This window comes from Winogradskya humida (genome assembly GCF_016862215.1).
GTDB classification, from domain to species: domain Bacteria; phylum Actinomycetota; class Actinomycetes; order Mycobacteriales; family Micromonosporaceae; genus Actinoplanes; species Actinoplanes humidus.
In genome coordinates this window covers 79,564-92,770 of sequence record NZ_BOMN01000012.1, presented here as the reverse complement: position 1 = coordinate 92,770, position 13,207 = coordinate 79,564, and the positions used below count along the sequence as shown (strand labels likewise).

At 65.7% G+C, this 13,207-nt stretch carries 15 protein-coding genes and 1 tRNA gene; 9 read left to right on the top strand and 7 right to left on the bottom strand.

Translation table 11 applies throughout. From position 1 onward, the window contains the following. Positions 1–156 precede the first annotated feature (156 nt). Positions 157–1,425: an NAD(P)/FAD-dependent oxidoreductase gene (locus Ahu01nite_RS04355; RefSeq protein WP_203835068.1), complete on the top strand. Its 1,269-nt coding sequence runs from the start codon at positions 157–159 to the stop codon at positions 1,423–1,425. Between the two features lie 73 nt (positions 1,426–1,498). After that, positions 1,499–1,575: transfer RNA gene (locus Ahu01nite_RS04350), tRNA-Ile, on the top strand. A 275-nt stretch (positions 1,576–1,850) separates the two neighbouring features. On the opposite strand, the gene Ahu01nite_RS04345 is transcribed toward Ahu01nite_RS04350, so the two are convergent. After that, positions 1,851–2,285, bottom strand: a complete 435-nt coding sequence (locus Ahu01nite_RS04345; RefSeq protein WP_203835067.1) for a DUF6907 domain-containing protein — start codon at positions 2,283–2,285, stop codon at positions 1,851–1,853. A 308-nt stretch (positions 2,286–2,593) separates the two neighbouring features. Between Ahu01nite_RS04345 and Ahu01nite_RS04340 the strand changes: the two genes are divergently transcribed. The 3 genes from Ahu01nite_RS04340 (at position 2,594) to Ahu01nite_RS04330 (ending at position 3,948) form a co-directional block, all read left to right on the top strand. Further along, positions 2,594–3,142, top strand: a complete 549-nt coding sequence (locus tag Ahu01nite_RS04340) for a hypothetical protein (protein WP_203835066.1) — start codon at positions 2,594–2,596, stop codon at positions 3,140–3,142. A gap of 9 nt (positions 3,143–3,151) precedes the next feature. After that, on the top strand, positions 3,152–3,376 hold the full coding sequence (locus Ahu01nite_RS04335; RefSeq protein WP_239158605.1) for a hypothetical protein: 225 nt from the start codon (positions 3,152–3,154) through the stop codon (positions 3,374–3,376). A 209-nt stretch (positions 3,377–3,585) separates the two neighbouring features. Further along, positions 3,586–3,948, top strand: a complete 363-nt coding sequence (locus tag Ahu01nite_RS04330) for a hypothetical protein (protein WP_203835064.1) — start codon at positions 3,586–3,588, stop codon at positions 3,946–3,948. Here Ahu01nite_RS04330 and Ahu01nite_RS04325 read toward each other — a convergent pair. The 3 genes from Ahu01nite_RS04325 to Ahu01nite_RS04315 are packed head-to-tail and all read right to left on the bottom strand — an operon-like array spanning position 3,926 to position 5,682. Then, positions 3,926–4,249 (bottom strand): hypothetical protein, encoded by a 324-nt coding sequence (locus Ahu01nite_RS04325; RefSeq protein ID WP_203835063.1) that lies wholly within the window; start codon positions 4,247–4,249, stop codon positions 3,926–3,928. The two genes, Ahu01nite_RS04330 and Ahu01nite_RS04325, sit on opposite strands and share 23 nt — an antisense overlap. An 18-nt stretch (positions 4,250–4,267) precedes the next feature. Continuing rightward, positions 4,268–5,353 carry a WXG100 family type VII secretion target gene (locus tag Ahu01nite_RS04320; RefSeq protein WP_203835062.1) on the bottom strand — a complete coding sequence of 362 codons (1,086 nt, stop codon included), beginning with the start codon at positions 5,351–5,353 and terminating at the stop codon, positions 4,268–4,270. Beyond that, complete coding sequence (locus Ahu01nite_RS04315) at positions 5,350–5,682, bottom strand: hypothetical protein (RefSeq protein ID WP_203835061.1); 333 nt, start codon at positions 5,680–5,682, stop codon at positions 5,350–5,352. The genes Ahu01nite_RS04320 and Ahu01nite_RS04315 overlap by 4 nt, the downstream gene beginning before the upstream one ends. 327 nt (positions 5,683–6,009) lie before the next feature. Between Ahu01nite_RS04315 and Ahu01nite_RS04310 the strand changes: the two genes are divergently transcribed. The 3 genes from Ahu01nite_RS04310 (at position 6,010) to lexA (ending at position 9,295) form a co-directional block, all read left to right on the top strand. Beyond that, positions 6,010–6,951 carry a hypothetical protein gene (locus tag Ahu01nite_RS04310; RefSeq protein WP_203835060.1) on the top strand — a complete coding sequence of 314 codons (942 nt, stop codon included), beginning with the start codon at positions 6,010–6,012 and terminating at the stop codon, positions 6,949–6,951. Positions 6,952–7,044: 93 nt separating this feature from the next. Beyond that, positions 7,045–8,619 carry a COG1361 family protein gene (locus Ahu01nite_RS04305; protein ID WP_203835059.1) on the top strand — a complete coding sequence of 525 codons (1,575 nt, stop codon included), beginning with the start codon at positions 7,045–7,047 and terminating at the stop codon, positions 8,617–8,619. A gap of 46 nt (positions 8,620–8,665) precedes the next feature. Continuing rightward, on the top strand, positions 8,666–9,295 hold the full coding sequence (gene lexA, locus Ahu01nite_RS04300) for a transcriptional repressor LexA (RefSeq protein ID WP_203835058.1): 630 nt from the start codon (positions 8,666–8,668) through the stop codon (positions 9,293–9,295). 30 nt (positions 9,296–9,325) lie between these two features. On the opposite strand, the gene Ahu01nite_RS04295 is transcribed toward lexA, so the two are convergent. Beyond that, complete coding sequence (locus Ahu01nite_RS04295) at positions 9,326–9,592, bottom strand: hypothetical protein (protein WP_203835057.1); 267 nt, start codon at positions 9,590–9,592, stop codon at positions 9,326–9,328. 97 nt (positions 9,593–9,689) lie between these two features. Then, a complete protein-coding gene (locus Ahu01nite_RS04290) occupies positions 9,690–10,400 on the bottom strand; it encodes an SDR family NAD(P)-dependent oxidoreductase (RefSeq protein WP_203835056.1) in 711 nt (236 codons plus the stop codon). Between the two features lie 84 nt (positions 10,401–10,484). On the opposite strand from Ahu01nite_RS04290, the gene Ahu01nite_RS04285 reads away from it, so the two are divergent. Continuing rightward, positions 10,485–11,120: a TetR/AcrR family transcriptional regulator gene (locus tag Ahu01nite_RS04285; protein WP_203835055.1), complete on the top strand. Its 636-nt coding sequence runs from the start codon at positions 10,485–10,487 to the stop codon at positions 11,118–11,120. Between the two features lie 11 nt (positions 11,121–11,131). Here Ahu01nite_RS04285 and mycP read toward each other — a convergent pair whose 3' ends face one another. Beyond that, positions 11,132–12,238 (bottom strand): type VII secretion-associated serine protease mycosin, encoded by a 1,107-nt coding sequence (gene mycP / locus Ahu01nite_RS04280; RefSeq protein ID WP_203835054.1) that lies wholly within the window; start codon positions 12,236–12,238, stop codon positions 11,132–11,134. Between the last annotated feature and the right edge of the window lie 969 nt (positions 12,239–13,207).

Here is a 13,207-nt window from a genome sequence, read left to right as displayed (position 1 = left end):
CTACCGTCACCCTTGATGATCAAGGTGCTGCGCTACGAACGGACCAACGAGACGGACCTCCGCCGCCTGAGCCGTGGCGTTGAGCTTTCCGCTGCCGTGGGCGGCGTACCCCGTTAGTCTGGGGCCTGCGTTGTTTGTCCTCCTGTGAGGTGCCTGTTGGAGCAGCCGGTAGAGGTGGACGTCGTCATCGTGGGCGGCGGTCTGGCCGGGCTCGCGGCTGCCCGCAGGCTGGACCGCGCCGGCGTCGACTGGCTGCTCGTCGAAGCCTCCGACCGGCTCGGTGGCCGCGTCGCCACGGACGTCATCGACGGCTGGCATCTCGACCGTGGTTTCCAGGTGCTGAACACGGCGTACCCAAGGCTGCCGGCCCTTTGTGACATCGACGCCCTCGACATGCGCTACTTCACGCCCGGCGTGCTGGTCCGCCGGGCGGGCCGCCTCCACCGCCTGGAGAACCCCCTCCGCGAGCCCCTGAGCGCCCCGAAGACCCTGGGAAGCGGCGTCGGCACCCTCGCCGACCGCCTCAAATTCGCCGCCCTGGCCACCCGCTGCGCGACCTACCCGCCGGCCCGCCTGCTCGGCGCCCCGGAAATGACCACCCAGGAAGCCCTGCGCAAAGCCGGCCTCTCCCACCGCATGATCGAAGAAGTCCTGCGCCCGTTCCTGTCAGGCGTCTTCGCGGACCGCTCTCTCGACACCTCGAGCCACGTCCTGGCGATGGTCCTGCGCTCGTTCGCGCGCGGAAGGATCGGCGTCCCGGCCGGCGGCATGGGAGCCCTGCCCGCCGCGATCGCGGGCCCCCTCCCGTACCCCCAACTCTTGATCAACGCGAGAGTCCTCTCGCTCGCCCCCGGCATGGTCGTCACCGAAGGCGGCGAAATCCGCTGCCGCTCCATCATCGTCGCCACCGACCCCGCCACAGCCTCCCAGCTCCTCCCGAGCCTGCCGGCCCCCGCGATGAACGGCCTCACGACCTACTACTTCGGCGCCCCCCAGGCCCCCATCGCCGAGCCGACCCTGCTCCTGGACGGCGACCGCCGCGAAATCATCGCCAACACCATCGTGATGTCCAACGCCGCCCCCGAATACGCCCCAGCAGGCCAATCCCTCATCGCGGCCTCCACCGTGGGCGTAGCAGCCCCCTCAGGCGCCTCCGAAGCGGTAATCCGAGTCGAACTCTCCCGCATGTACGGCGTCCCCACCGACGACTGGCAACTCCTGGAGATCGTGTCGATCCCCCACGCCCTCCCCGCAGCCCCCACCCCCCAGGCCAAACTGCGAAAGCCAGTCGCATTGGGCGGCGGCCTCTACGTAGCCGGCGACCACCGCGACAGCCCATCCCTGCAAGGCGCCATGGCAAGCGGCTGGCGTACGGCAGGATCGGTCCTGCAAGACCTCGGCGCCCTGACCGCAACGGCCCGCTGAAAAGGCAGAAATGCCGCCCCGCGTAGATCACTGGCCTGCGCTGGTGCCCACGGGTTAGGATCGCCGCCGGAACGGGGCGGTAGCTCAGTGGGTTAGAGCAGGGGACTCATAATCCCTCGGTCGCGGGTTCGAGTCCCGCCCGCCCCACCATATTGCTCCGGGGGCGACCCCCGGACACCCCACGGTGCGGTGGTTGCGCTGCGGGTGCCTGTCGCGGCTGTCGAGCATGCTGCTTCAGGAGCCTAGCTGTTCGATCGTCAGCTCCGACTTCGCTGAGAATGCCTCGCAGAGTGCCCTTGGTAGCGAAAGCGTCGCCGGGGCCTTGCGTCGCGATGCGTTGTACCAGCTCGGCATGCAGCTACCGGAGTCGGCCGGGCAGCGGAGGGCAAAGGTCCCCTGGATTCTCTGCGCACCCGGTCGGCGCGCTAAGCGGCCGTCTTGAGCGCGCGCTCCTGACGTTGAGGAGTAGAGAGTGTATCCGGCTTAACAGCGACTGCGGCAAGCTGAGCGAGGGTCTCCGACAGCCGGATTGCCTCCGACAACGTGAGGTAGACGCCTTGAGAGTCGTCTTTGTGTAAGCAAAGTCTCGGCTCTTGTTCGCGGTAGTGCTGCCACAGGCTCAGCCGCAATTCGGACGGACCGGATCCGGTGAAATTCTCGGTCGACAATTCTACCGATTCCTCATCGGTGTAGTGGGAGCGGTCGTCATACGAATTGCCGTCCGAGTGCTGCTCGGCACACCACGGCGGGCACGGCGTTTCCTGCCAGAATGGGCGCCCTTCTGCACCCGTACGGAAACGGCCAACGTGTAGTGCGGCTCCAGCCTTGACTCCCTGCGTGAAACGGTCGTCCGTGTTCATATGCTGATTCCTCCCTGATGCGCTCGCTGAGTACAACAAGACGGGTCAACGTAACGCGCCGGAAAGAGTAAGTCGGTTGCGCGACAATAGCGCCCCTATATCTGGGGCGCCTTCGACTATGCCCACATCGAGGCAGGGAGCCTGATAACTTCGACATCCATGGATGGAGTTGAGCGGACGGCGTCATGACTCGCCGCCCGAGGGCGCCTCGGGACGGCGACGCTCTGCCGGGTCGGCGCGGCAGTGACGGCCGCGATGTGGCGGCACCGCGGGCCATCTTAAGCGTGGCTCAAGCCCAGGAAGCCGCCATGGCTTTGGTGGAGGCTGGACGCCCGCGCTCTGGCCTTGACGGCACGGACGAGGGTGATGCATCCGCGTTTCATGGCGGCCACACCAGCCGGCCTCGGAGCATCCTTGATTACGAACGCCTTGATCGCTGGAGTAATGCTGCCTACGACGACATTCGGGGGACACCCGATGCCGAAGTAATTGCGGCTAATTTGCGCGCAACGAGCAGGCTCGACGGGTCGGTGGGATTCTCTGTCCAGGAGATCAGCCGCATTCGTAAGCACATCTTCTTCGAAGAGCATCCGCTCTCCGACTATGACGGCGGAATTGTTCATCGGCGATACGACGCGAGCCCTGACATGGCCGAGGCCTGGCTGCGGCTACGCTCCGGGAACCCGCGGCCCGAGGACATCGTCCTGCTGGAGCACGAGTGGGCAGAGGCGAGCTACTACGACGCTCATCCCGGGGCCACCTATGAGGAGGCGCATCACGCGGCCAACGTAGTCTCCAACTGGCAAAATCAGATTCCTGCTCCGACCTATGAGGACTACTCGGCACCCTGGAGGTAACCCGTGGGCATGATGGTGTCCGGGCGGAAGGTCGCAGAGACCGCGGACGACGTCCGGTATGAGTTCGGGTTCGATCGGCGGTTCGATCGGGTGCTGATCGTCGACAAGCGCACCTGGCAGGCGGTCCCCGAGGACGGCGAGTTCGATGCTGCTGCCGGTGCGGTGGCGTCGAAGGTCAAGCAGTTCTGGCAGGAGCGCGGGGAGTTTCCGCCGGGTGTCGTCTTCTCCGGCTGAGGCCGGTGCGGGCCGGGATGGGGCTAGAATTCGCGGGTTCTGGCGGGTGGGGGATCGGAGTTTTTGTGCAGGTGGGTCGGGTTTTTGATGTTGTCGAGGGGCTGCTGAAGGCTAGTGGGCATCCTGACATTGCGTCTCTGGAACGGTACGGGACGCTGGGGGAGGCTTGGAATCCTAAGGATCACAGCCCAAAGGGGAGTGTGACCGGGTTGCGGATTACCTATACCTCGACCTCGACGGCGACGCTTTATGCGACTTCGCGGGCGGGGGAGAAGGTGATTGCGATGCCGGAGGTGATGCCGCCGCCGAATCGGCGGGCTATTCGGTTGCCGATGTTTGTGGTGCAGTTGCTTGATGTGGCTCGGCCGGATGATTTTGGGTCTTGGGATCTGATCGCGTTCGGGGATTTCGGGCCGACCGATGCTCGGGGGGCCGCTCCGGCCGGGGTGCGGATCACGGGCAAGGATGGCAGCAAGGTGATTCTGCAGTCGCAGGCGACCGGGGCGATGGTGGGGAACGAGCCGGAGGAAGAGCCGTTTCCTGAGTACGTTATTCCTGCGGGGATCGGCTGAGGGTGGCCGGGCCGTCGAGCAGGATGTCCAGCTGTTCTTCCGCCTGCCCGGCCAGGGCGTTGCGTTCGTCCTGGTCGAGGGTGTCGTAATAGACGGTGAACTTGTCGAGGGCGGCGCCGATTTCGTTGCCGTAAGCCTCTGACAGGGCGGCCTGGCGGAGGTCGATCTCGCCGTGGAGGACGCCTTCGGCCATTTCCTTGAGGAGGCCGTCGGGGCCTTCGGCGAGTTTGGTGAGGCTGGCTCGCAGGGATTTGGCGATGCGGGGGTCGTCGCCAGCGAGGTCGTAGACGCTGTCGTGCACGGGGTGGGATCCTCCGGGTCAGTTCGCCACGAGCGGGTGGTGGTAGCCGCCGTAGCCCGAGAGCTCCGGCAGGTCGGCGCCCTGCAGGCGGGACACCTGGGCCTCGATGAGGCCGGCGCCTGCCTGGACCAGGCCGTAGACCGTGGTCATGACCTTGGTGGCTTCGGCCCACATGTCGAGGATTCGGGTGACCTCGATGGCGGCGATGCCGTATCCGACGATGGCACCGATTCCTGTTTCGACGGTGATGGTGCCTGCGGCGCTGGAGATTCCGGCGATGATCGCGGCGTCGAGCATTCCTTTGACGAAGCCGGTGGCCGACTCACAGGAATTCCAGACGCCACGCGAGATCGTGTCGCACTGCTTGGCGATTTCCCGCATCGGATCGACCAGGTCCTCGACACCGGAGGCCAGACCAGTGAAATGTGTGTACGCGGAAGTGGCCGCCTCGCCCTGCCAGCTGCTCTGCAGGGAGATCGCTCCACCTTGCACGTTGTAGCCCAGGTCGTCGAGCGCGTCGGCGGCATTGCTGATGGCCTTGCCCGCCTTCGCGAATGCCTGCCAGTCACCGAGGAAATAGTCGGAGATCTTCTCGAGCGGGTTGAAGCCCAGCACGAAATCGAAGCCCTTGAGCGCCCAGTGGGAGACGCTGATGTTGTCGAGCAGACCCAGCGGGTGCGAATACTCGACGTCGTCGACGGGCTTCAGCCGGCCCGACGGTTCCCGTGAGTCGCTGAACGACGGCGCGCACGGGTTGGCTGCCCACTGGTTCTCCAGCGCGGTCGGGATCACGTCGCAGGGACTCAGCAACGTGGCGTCGAGCCTCGCCGCGGCGGCCGCATCGGTGCTGCGGTAGTAACTTGCCGCCTCGATCAGCCCTTGGCGGCTGTCGGCGAGGATTTCCGACGCTTTCTGGGAGGCTGCGACCGCGGCGTTCATGGAATTGACCGAGGAGCTGCCGACCAGTGCGATCAACGCGCCGTTCCAGCCGCCCTGGACGGTGTAGCCGGAGAGATAGTTCTTCGTCCCGCTCGCATCGTCGGCCGCCCGGCCGATCTGGCCCGCATAACCGTCCAGCGCGGACGGCTCCACTGTGAAAGTCATGAGGTGAGCGAGATCGTGGCGAAGAACTCGGCGAACCCGAGGACGGTGCAGATGGCCGCCAGGAGGCCGAATCGTCGAGCTGGTTGCACGCCACCGGCCACGTGCACCATTCCGCCGAAAGCACCACCGGCAATCATGAGTACGCAACCAGGTGCGGCCGCCCACGAGATGTCGCCCGCCATCAACGGAATGATGGAGACCAGCCCGATGAGCCCGAAGAGGATGCTGAGGTTGGCCGCGTAGAACCGGACCCGGGCTACGGCGGGGCTCTCGGTCTGCGCGGCGGTCTGCTCGCGGACATCGGCGCGGAACGTTCGGCGGAACGACATCGCAGCAGCCTAGCGGCAGTTGATCTCCTTCGTTGTCCCGTGACCTCCGGACGGCGGCTGCGCTCCGGGCGTACCCAAAAAGGGGTTGAAGTGATCCGGTGGGGTGTTGTTGATCGTATGGCTTGTCGGATGTCAGATCTTGGGACTTGCGGGTCTCGATGGGGTGAGGGACGGACACCGTGTCGACTAGTTCGGCACGGAACGGGGTATTTCGATGTGTACGCCCACCCGCGAACCCGCTTGGACGTGAGGAGAGACCCCCGATGGAACCGCACGACAGCAACACTGACGAGGCCTTATCGGGCCGCGCCGACGTGGGAGGTGACCATGGCGAGCTGGATTCTGGTGCCTTGTCTGGTCAGTCTGCGTAACGAATTCAACAAACTGGCGCCGTCCCGGGACAAGGCTTCGGACGGGTCGATCGGTGACACCTCGCACGCGGCCGGCGCATCGGATCACAATCCTGATGAGACCGGTAATACGCCGTCCGAGGATGCCGACAACATCAATGAGGTGCACGCCATTGATGTGGACACCGACCTGAAGAAGCCGGGCTGGAACATGCAGAAGTGTGTCGACATCATCGTCGGCAATCACCGGGCCGGGCGGGACAACCGGCTGCAGAACGTCATCTACAACCGGCGGATCGCCAGTGCCTCATGGGGCTGGACGTGGCGGGACTACACCGGCACTTCGCCGCACACGGAGCACGCGCATTTCAGCGCTCGATACACGACGGCGCAGGAAAAGAACACGAGCCCGTGGGGGCTTCTCGAGGAGGACGGCGTGAGCAAGCAGGATGTCATCGACGCGTTGAAGAGCAGCGAGGGGCGGGCGGCGCTGGCCGACGCGATCCTCGACATGCACATCCGCAACAAGGCGTACCCGACGCGGACGTTCGAGAATTTTGTCAACGACATCGAATACAAGCGGGACTATGAGATCGGCGACGGCGCCGGGGCCAAGTACGCGGGCGTGAAGCCGGGGTCGTACATCAACATTCTCTCGGGGGTGCCGGCGACCCTGCGGACACTGTCGACGGCCATTCAGGCGATCGCCAAGAACGTCGCGGCCGACGACCAGGATCTGCCGACGATCATGGCGAAGCTGGACGAGATCGCCAAAGCGCAGGAAGGCGTGGCCGACGAGGTCCTGTCGGCCGGTCTGGGCCAGGGCGAGACCGATGAGGAGGCCGCCCAGCGGATGCTCGCCATCTACGGCCCCCAGCGTGCGGCTGCCATCGCTCAGCTGGTCACGTCCGAGGTCTGAGCTTCCCGGGGGCGTCGCGCCAGGCGACGGCGCCCCCCGAAGTTCACCGAGAACCATTACTGTGCATCGATCGTCTACGGGGAAAGAAGATCGATGCGATACAGACCTGTACGCATGGCTTGCGCGGCGCTTGCCGCGGCTGTCATGGCCTTGACCATTCCCGCTCCGGCCATGGCCGCGGCGGCAGATATCACCATGACGCCCCGCCACAACGGCACCCTGATGGGTGTGGGGCGGTCCGGCACCGAGATCGGCATGGGCACCGGGACAACCGTGCACACGACCGCCGACACCGTCGTCCAGGATCCGAAATGGACGTGGTCGACGGCGGGGGAGCATGGCTATGTCTACCCGCACGAGAACCCGACGTGCTCGCGAAGCGGTACCGAGGTCGTCTGCCAGGGCAGTGCAAAACTGGCGCTGACCGCGGCGAAACCCTACGACATGGGCATCGGCATTTTTCTCTCGCCCACTTCGGATGCCAAGCCCGGTGAAACGGTACGCGTCACCGTCACGCTGAGCGGCAGCAACATCGAGCCGGTGTCGACGGTGAACACCTATCGTGTCGTCGAGAACGTCAATTTCGCGGCGGTCGGCACCAACCCGGCGGAGCGCATCTGGATCGGGCCCGGCAAAACCGCTGAGGTCCCGTTCTCGGCGGCGGTCGACGGCACCTACACCATCCGCCGCGCGGTGCTCACCTTCGACGATCCGACGGCGAAGCTGGTGCTGGCCCCGCCGAAGCCGGCCGAGCTCTACAGCAATTGTGTCTACGACCCCGGCTTCGCCCTGCCCAAGCAGTGCGTCTTCGACCAGGACCTGGCGCCGGGCAGGACCTATACCGTGCGGCTGCCGATGACCGTACGCGCGGACGTCGAGCATTTCGGCGAGCTCAGGTTCGGCTTCACCTGGGACACCGTGACGGAGCACAAACCCGTGACGGGTACGCACGGCAGTGGTGGCGTGTTGCGGATCGACTCGGCACCCGACTCGACGGGACCGCCGGTCGAACAGGTCGACCAGGACTACTGGAAGTACGCGAACAATTCGTCCTCGAAATGGATCGTGGCTGACGAGGCCACCACCGGCAAGACCGACACCGCCGCGTACGCGAAGTCCCCGATCCGTGGCAAGAAAGGCGACGTGGTGACGGCCACGGTCGGCGTCCACAACGCCGGCCAGTTCATCGTGCGGCCGAGCGGCATCGAATTCGCCCTGCCGCCGGGAACGACGGCCACCGGCCTGCCGGAGCATTGCTTCTCCTACAACAAGGCGACCGTCTTCTGCTCGATCTCGGATGTCTTCACTCTGCCCGGCGAGACCGTCACCTTCGACATCGGGCTGCGGATCGACAAGCTCATCACCACTGCCAAGGGGACGGTCCGGGCCGGCCTGGTGCAATACGAAAGCTACGACGACCAGGCCAACAATGGTACGACCCTGGTCCTGAATCCTCCGCCCTCACCTTCCCCGGCCACCTCGTCCCCCGTGGCTACCTCACCGCCCGTGGCCACCACGCCCCCGGTCGTCGCCGATGAAGGCGGTTCCGGCGGCGGCGGTCTACCCGTGACCGGCCCGGCCACCACGCTGATCGTTCTCACCGGGGTCGTGCTGATCGCGGGCGGTGTCCTGCTGGTCCGCCGCCGGCGGACGCGCTTCGAGGCGTAGGGCATCCGTTCGTACATATGTTCGGTTCTTGCGGTAGGGTTGCCGCATGGATGACGAGGATTCCGCGGTCAGTGGCCGGCAACGACGCATCCTGGATGTCGTGCAGAGGCTGGTGCACGAGCGCGGTTATCCACCCACGGTCAGGGAGATCGCCGCGGCTGTCGGGCTGCGGTCTCCCTCGACCGTGACGCACCACCTGAAAGCGTTGGAGGCGCGGGGGTTGCTGCGCCGCGAGGCCCACTCGCCGCGTGCGGTCGATGCTCGCGAGTCGTTCTCACCGCGGCCCGGGCCGGCCGGCGCGGTTCAGGTTCCGTTGCTCGGCACGGTGGCCGCGGGTGCGCCGCTCCTGGCCGACCAGGTGATCGAGGAGGAGCTCGCGCTTCCCGAGAGCTTCGTGGGCCGTGGAGGCGAGCTGTTCGCCCTGCGGGTCAAGGGCGAGTCCATGATCGAGGCGGCGATCGCGGACGGTGACGTGGTGATCGTGCGCCGCGAGCAGACCGCCGAGAACGGCGACGTCGTGGTCGCCCTGATCGACGACGAGGCCACGACCAAGGTCTTCCAGCGGCGCAACGGGCATGTCGAGCTCGAGCCCCGCAACCCGCTCTTCGACGTCATCCCGGGCGACGACGCGATCATCCTCGGCAAGGTGGTCTGCGTTCTGCGGCGGTTGCCGTGAGAGGTCAGACGCGGACGGTTGCCGTGAGCGTTAGACGCGGACTTTGTGGTCGCGGCCTACCAGGTCGTGTGCGAGGTCCACGCCCTCCTGGTACTGCTCGTCCATGCTGAGGACGGCCTGGACCGACGGGAATTTCTCCGACAGCTCGATCAGCACCTCCGCCTTGCGCTGCAGGGCTTCGACGCCGAGCCGGATCGTGCCCCACGTCAGGTCGGCGGGGACGTTGTCCTCACCCGACGCGGCCTCCTTGTCCCAGGCCAGCAGTGACGTGTCGAGGATTTGCGCCTGTGTTTCCATGCCCGAGTCAACGACGCGCCGGGGCATTCGTGTGCGGGGGACAAAGTGACACCTACCACCCGTAACCGATTACCCATCGAGGACGGTTTCTCCCGATTCAGGGGAGCTGGCGCTCGAAGCGGTCGCGCTTGGTGAGCAGATCCCAGAACGCGTCCGCGATCTCGGCGGGCTCGATCCGGGGCACATGGGAGAGGTCGAGATCGCCGGCGAGGGTGCCGCTGGTCATGGCGGTGTGGCCGGCGCTACCCAGGACGATGCCGCCGACGTGGATGGCCCCGGCATAGACGCCCTTGTCCGCGACCTCGGCGTGCAGGGTCTGCAGATAGTTGCGGGCCGCGGCCATCGCCGGGCCGACGCCGCTCAGGTTCGCCATCGGATGGATCGCCGAAACGCCCTGGCCGAGCAGGATGCCACCGTCGCCACGGTCCAGCATCTCGGGCAGGACCGCGCGGACGATCTCGATCGGCGTGAGCAGGTACAGGTTCACGTAGTGCTGCATCGTCGCCGTGTCCAGGGACGCTGCCGGGACGAAGCCCTCCGTGGTGATCGGGGCGTACTCGATCGCGTCGATGCTGCCGAAGTAGCGCTTGACCTGGGCGATCATGTCGGGGACTTCGGGCGTACGCGAAAGGTCGGCGACAAAAGCCGCAGCGTCCACGCCCTCCTTGGCCAGGTCGGCGGCCAGTGTCTCCAATCGGTCCCGATTGCGGGCGACCAGCGCGACCCGATATCCCTCGCGGCCGAAACGGTGCGCGACGGCCTGCCCGAGACCGGTCCCGGCCCCGAAAACAACGATGGTCCTGCTCATGACGCTGCTCCTTAACTTGAAGACGCCCTCAACTTACGGCGAAGTTGAGAGTGTCGTCAACTTACGGGCACGTAGTCTTGAGACGTGAAATTACGGAGCGACGCGCAGCGCAACCAGGAACGACTGGTGGCTGCGGCAACCGAGGCGTTCCGCGAGCAGGGCCTGCAGGTGCCACTCGAGGAGATCGCCAAACGCGCCGGCGTCAGCCCCGGCACCCTCTACAACCGCTTCGGCGGCCGCGACGCCCTCATCGACGCGGTCATGCCCGCCCTCGTCGAATCCCGCGTCCGCGATGCCCTCACCGAGGCGTCGGCGATCCAGGATCCCTGGGACGCTTTTGCCCGCTATGTCACTCTGTTGTGCGAACTGCAGGCCAGCGACCTCGCGCTCAACGACGCGGTCAGCCGGCGCTTCCCGGACGCGGCCGAGCTGACCCGGATCTGTGACGCTCAGATGATCAGCTCGCAGGAGCTTGTGGAGCGGGCTCAGCAGTCAGGTGCGTTGCGGGGTGACTTCACTGCGGCGGATCTGGCGTACATCTTCTGGTCGACTTCAATGATTTTGCGGGCTACGGCGGGCATTGCGCCGGATGCTTGGCGTCGGGCTCTGGGCATCACCCTTGATGGGTTGAGGGCTTCGGCGGCTCACTCGCTTCCGGTCCCGCCTATGACCATGGATCAGGTTCATGTGGCCATGATCGGGCTGGGGAATCGGCGCTGAATCCGCCGGGATCAGCGGCGTCGTCTCAGCATGAGAGTTAGGACCAGGCCGCCCAGGATCAGCACCGCGGCGGCTGCGGTTCCGGTGATGACGAGGGGCGAGGTTCGCTTTGGGAAGCGCTGGGGCAGTGCTTCTGCGGTGGACGGTGGGGTGGTTTCGGAATGGGCGGATGCTGGTGCTGCGGGGACATTTGCCGTCAGCGCCGCAACGATATTGAGTCGGCCGTATCCGTAGCTGTCGTCGCGGCCGGGGTCGCCCGCATCTGTGGCGGTCGCGGTCAGTCGATGAACAACTTCCGCCGCACTCAACTCCGGAAAACGAGACCGCACCAGGGCCGCAGCACCGCTCACCACAGCGGTGGCCTCACTCGTTCCGCTGCCCTGGTAATAGCCCGAACTATTGATCCCGGTCGTGACGATGTCCACCCCGGGCGCGGTGAGGTCAACCTGCGGTCCGGTGATGGAGAAGCTGGCAATTCTGTCGGCAGGATCCGTAGCTCCGACCGTCAGCACCTCCGGATACCTGCCTGGGAAGTCTCCGCCGGGCTCACCGCGGTTGCCTGACGAGGCGACAACAACGATATCTGCGGCAAGGGCGGCTCGGATCGCAGCCTGAACGGGAGCATCGTCGGCGCTGCCGAACGACATGTTGATCACGCCGGCGCCGTGCTTCTGCGCAAAGGTAACGGCTTTTACTGCCTCACCGCTCGTTCCGAAAGCGTTTATGGAGAGCCTGATGGGGAGGACTTTGGCGTTCGGTGCGACCCCGAGAGTGCCGCCGCCGTCCCCATGACCATGAGCGGCGATGATTCCGGCCATCTGGGTACCGTGACCGTCGACATCGGAGCGGCCGTCCTGGCCATCACTCACGAGGTCTTCGCCGGGCAGCACAGCTCCTGCCAAGTCGGGATGGCCGGCGTCAACGCCTGAATCAATCACTGCGACTATGACACCGTCACCACGGCTGAGTTTGTGGGCCTTGGATAGGTCCAGCGCGGCAATGTGCCATTGCCGTTTTCTGATCGAGTCGGCGGCGGCCGGTGCTGCTGCCCACCCGAGAAGTGACGCTACTGCTGCGGCAGTGAAGGCGAGTTGGGCTGTACGGCTGACGAGTCTCAACGGTCGTATCCGATGACGCCAGGACCGGGGCCGTGCTCTTGCCTGCGGCGTCGTGGCCGGATGACCGGGGCCACGCCCTCTAGAACATCCCATGTTTGATCGGTTTTGCTCTCGAACGCTGTCTCTGTCCCGCGCTGCTTGCGATCGGAACGGGAAGCATGCGGCTGACCGATCAACCCAGGGGTGCCGGTGGCTGAGTTGGCCGAGCCGATCACCGCACCGGAGGGCAACGCCTTCTTGGCTGGAAGGCTTTGGCGTCCAGTCGAACCGGGTTGTCTCCCGACGGGGACAGACAAACTTCCAGGAACTGTTCCCGGCAAACCGAAGGCTCCTCCGCCAATGACGTTCCCCGGTAGGGCGCCGCCGCCGGCAGCTCCGCCCCCCGGACCGATCGGAGGGCTGAGAACTTCTCTAGCGGGCGCTGCGGGCGTGACCACGCCTGACAACCCGGGACCATCTGTGGCGGGAGAGCCGCTCTGACCGATTGTTGCTGGTGGAGGATCGTGCGGGACGGGGACCGGGATAGGGGTCGCTCGCAGGGAGTCAGAGCCGGACGTCCCGGCAGAGCCAGAAGGTCCTGCGCCGATTTCGCTGCCAGGCCTGTCACCACCGACCTCTGTTCCGGTAACCGCCCGATCCGTCCTCATGGAGAAGAGCTCCGGTGGTTGGAGTTGGGCGGTGTGGTCGGCTATTGCTGATTCGGCTTTTTTCATTGCTTGCTGGGCTTGGGCGTCGTATTCGTTTTCGGCGTGGTCGGCCCAGCGGGGGATGAGGTCGTTGCTGACTGTGGTGCGTTGGGCGATCAGGGGTTGGACGGTTAGTTGGGCTTCTGAGATTGCTTCGATGATGCCGCGGAGGCCGGCTCGGGTGTCTTCGGCTCTGGTGAGGGTTTGTTGCATGGCGGTGGTGAGGATGTCGATGTGGTCCAGGAAGGTTCGGGCGGAGGTGTTTTGGTCGGGGGGCCAGGCG

Coding starts and splice junctions, on each gene's coding strand:
- Ahu01nite_RS04345 (WP_203835067.1), bottom strand. CDS start 2,285: ATGAACACGGACGACCGTTTCACGCAGGGAGTCAAGGCTGGAGCCGCA.
- Ahu01nite_RS04315 (WP_203835061.1), bottom strand. CDS start 5,682: ATGTCGTTCCGCCGAACGTTCCGCGCCGATGTCCGCGAGCAGACCGCC.
- Ahu01nite_RS04310 (WP_203835060.1), top strand. CDS start 6,010: ATGGCGAGCTGGATTCTGGTGCCTTGTCTGGTCAGTCTGCGTAACGAA.
- Ahu01nite_RS04290 (WP_203835056.1), bottom strand. CDS start 10,400: ATGAGCAGGACCATCGTTGTTTTCGGGGCCGGGACCGGTCTCGGGCAG.
- Ahu01nite_RS04335 (WP_239158605.1), top strand. CDS start 3,152: ATGATGGTGTCCGGGCGGAAGGTCGCAGAGACCGCGGACGACGTCCGG.
- lexA (WP_203835058.1), top strand. CDS start 8,666: ATGGATGACGAGGATTCCGCGGTCAGTGGCCGGCAACGACGCATCCTG.
- Ahu01nite_RS04305 (WP_203835059.1), top strand. CDS start 7,045: ATGCGATACAGACCTGTACGCATGGCTTGCGCGGCGCTTGCCGCGGCT.
- Ahu01nite_RS04295 (WP_203835057.1), bottom strand. CDS start 9,592: ATGGAAACACAGGCGCAAATCCTCGACACGTCACTGCTGGCCTGGGAC.
- Ahu01nite_RS04320 (WP_203835062.1), bottom strand. CDS start 5,353: ATGACTTTCACAGTGGAGCCGTCCGCGCTGGACGGTTATGCGGGCCAG.
- Ahu01nite_RS04340 (WP_203835066.1), top strand. CDS start 2,594: ATGGCTTTGGTGGAGGCTGGACGCCCGCGCTCTGGCCTTGACGGCACG.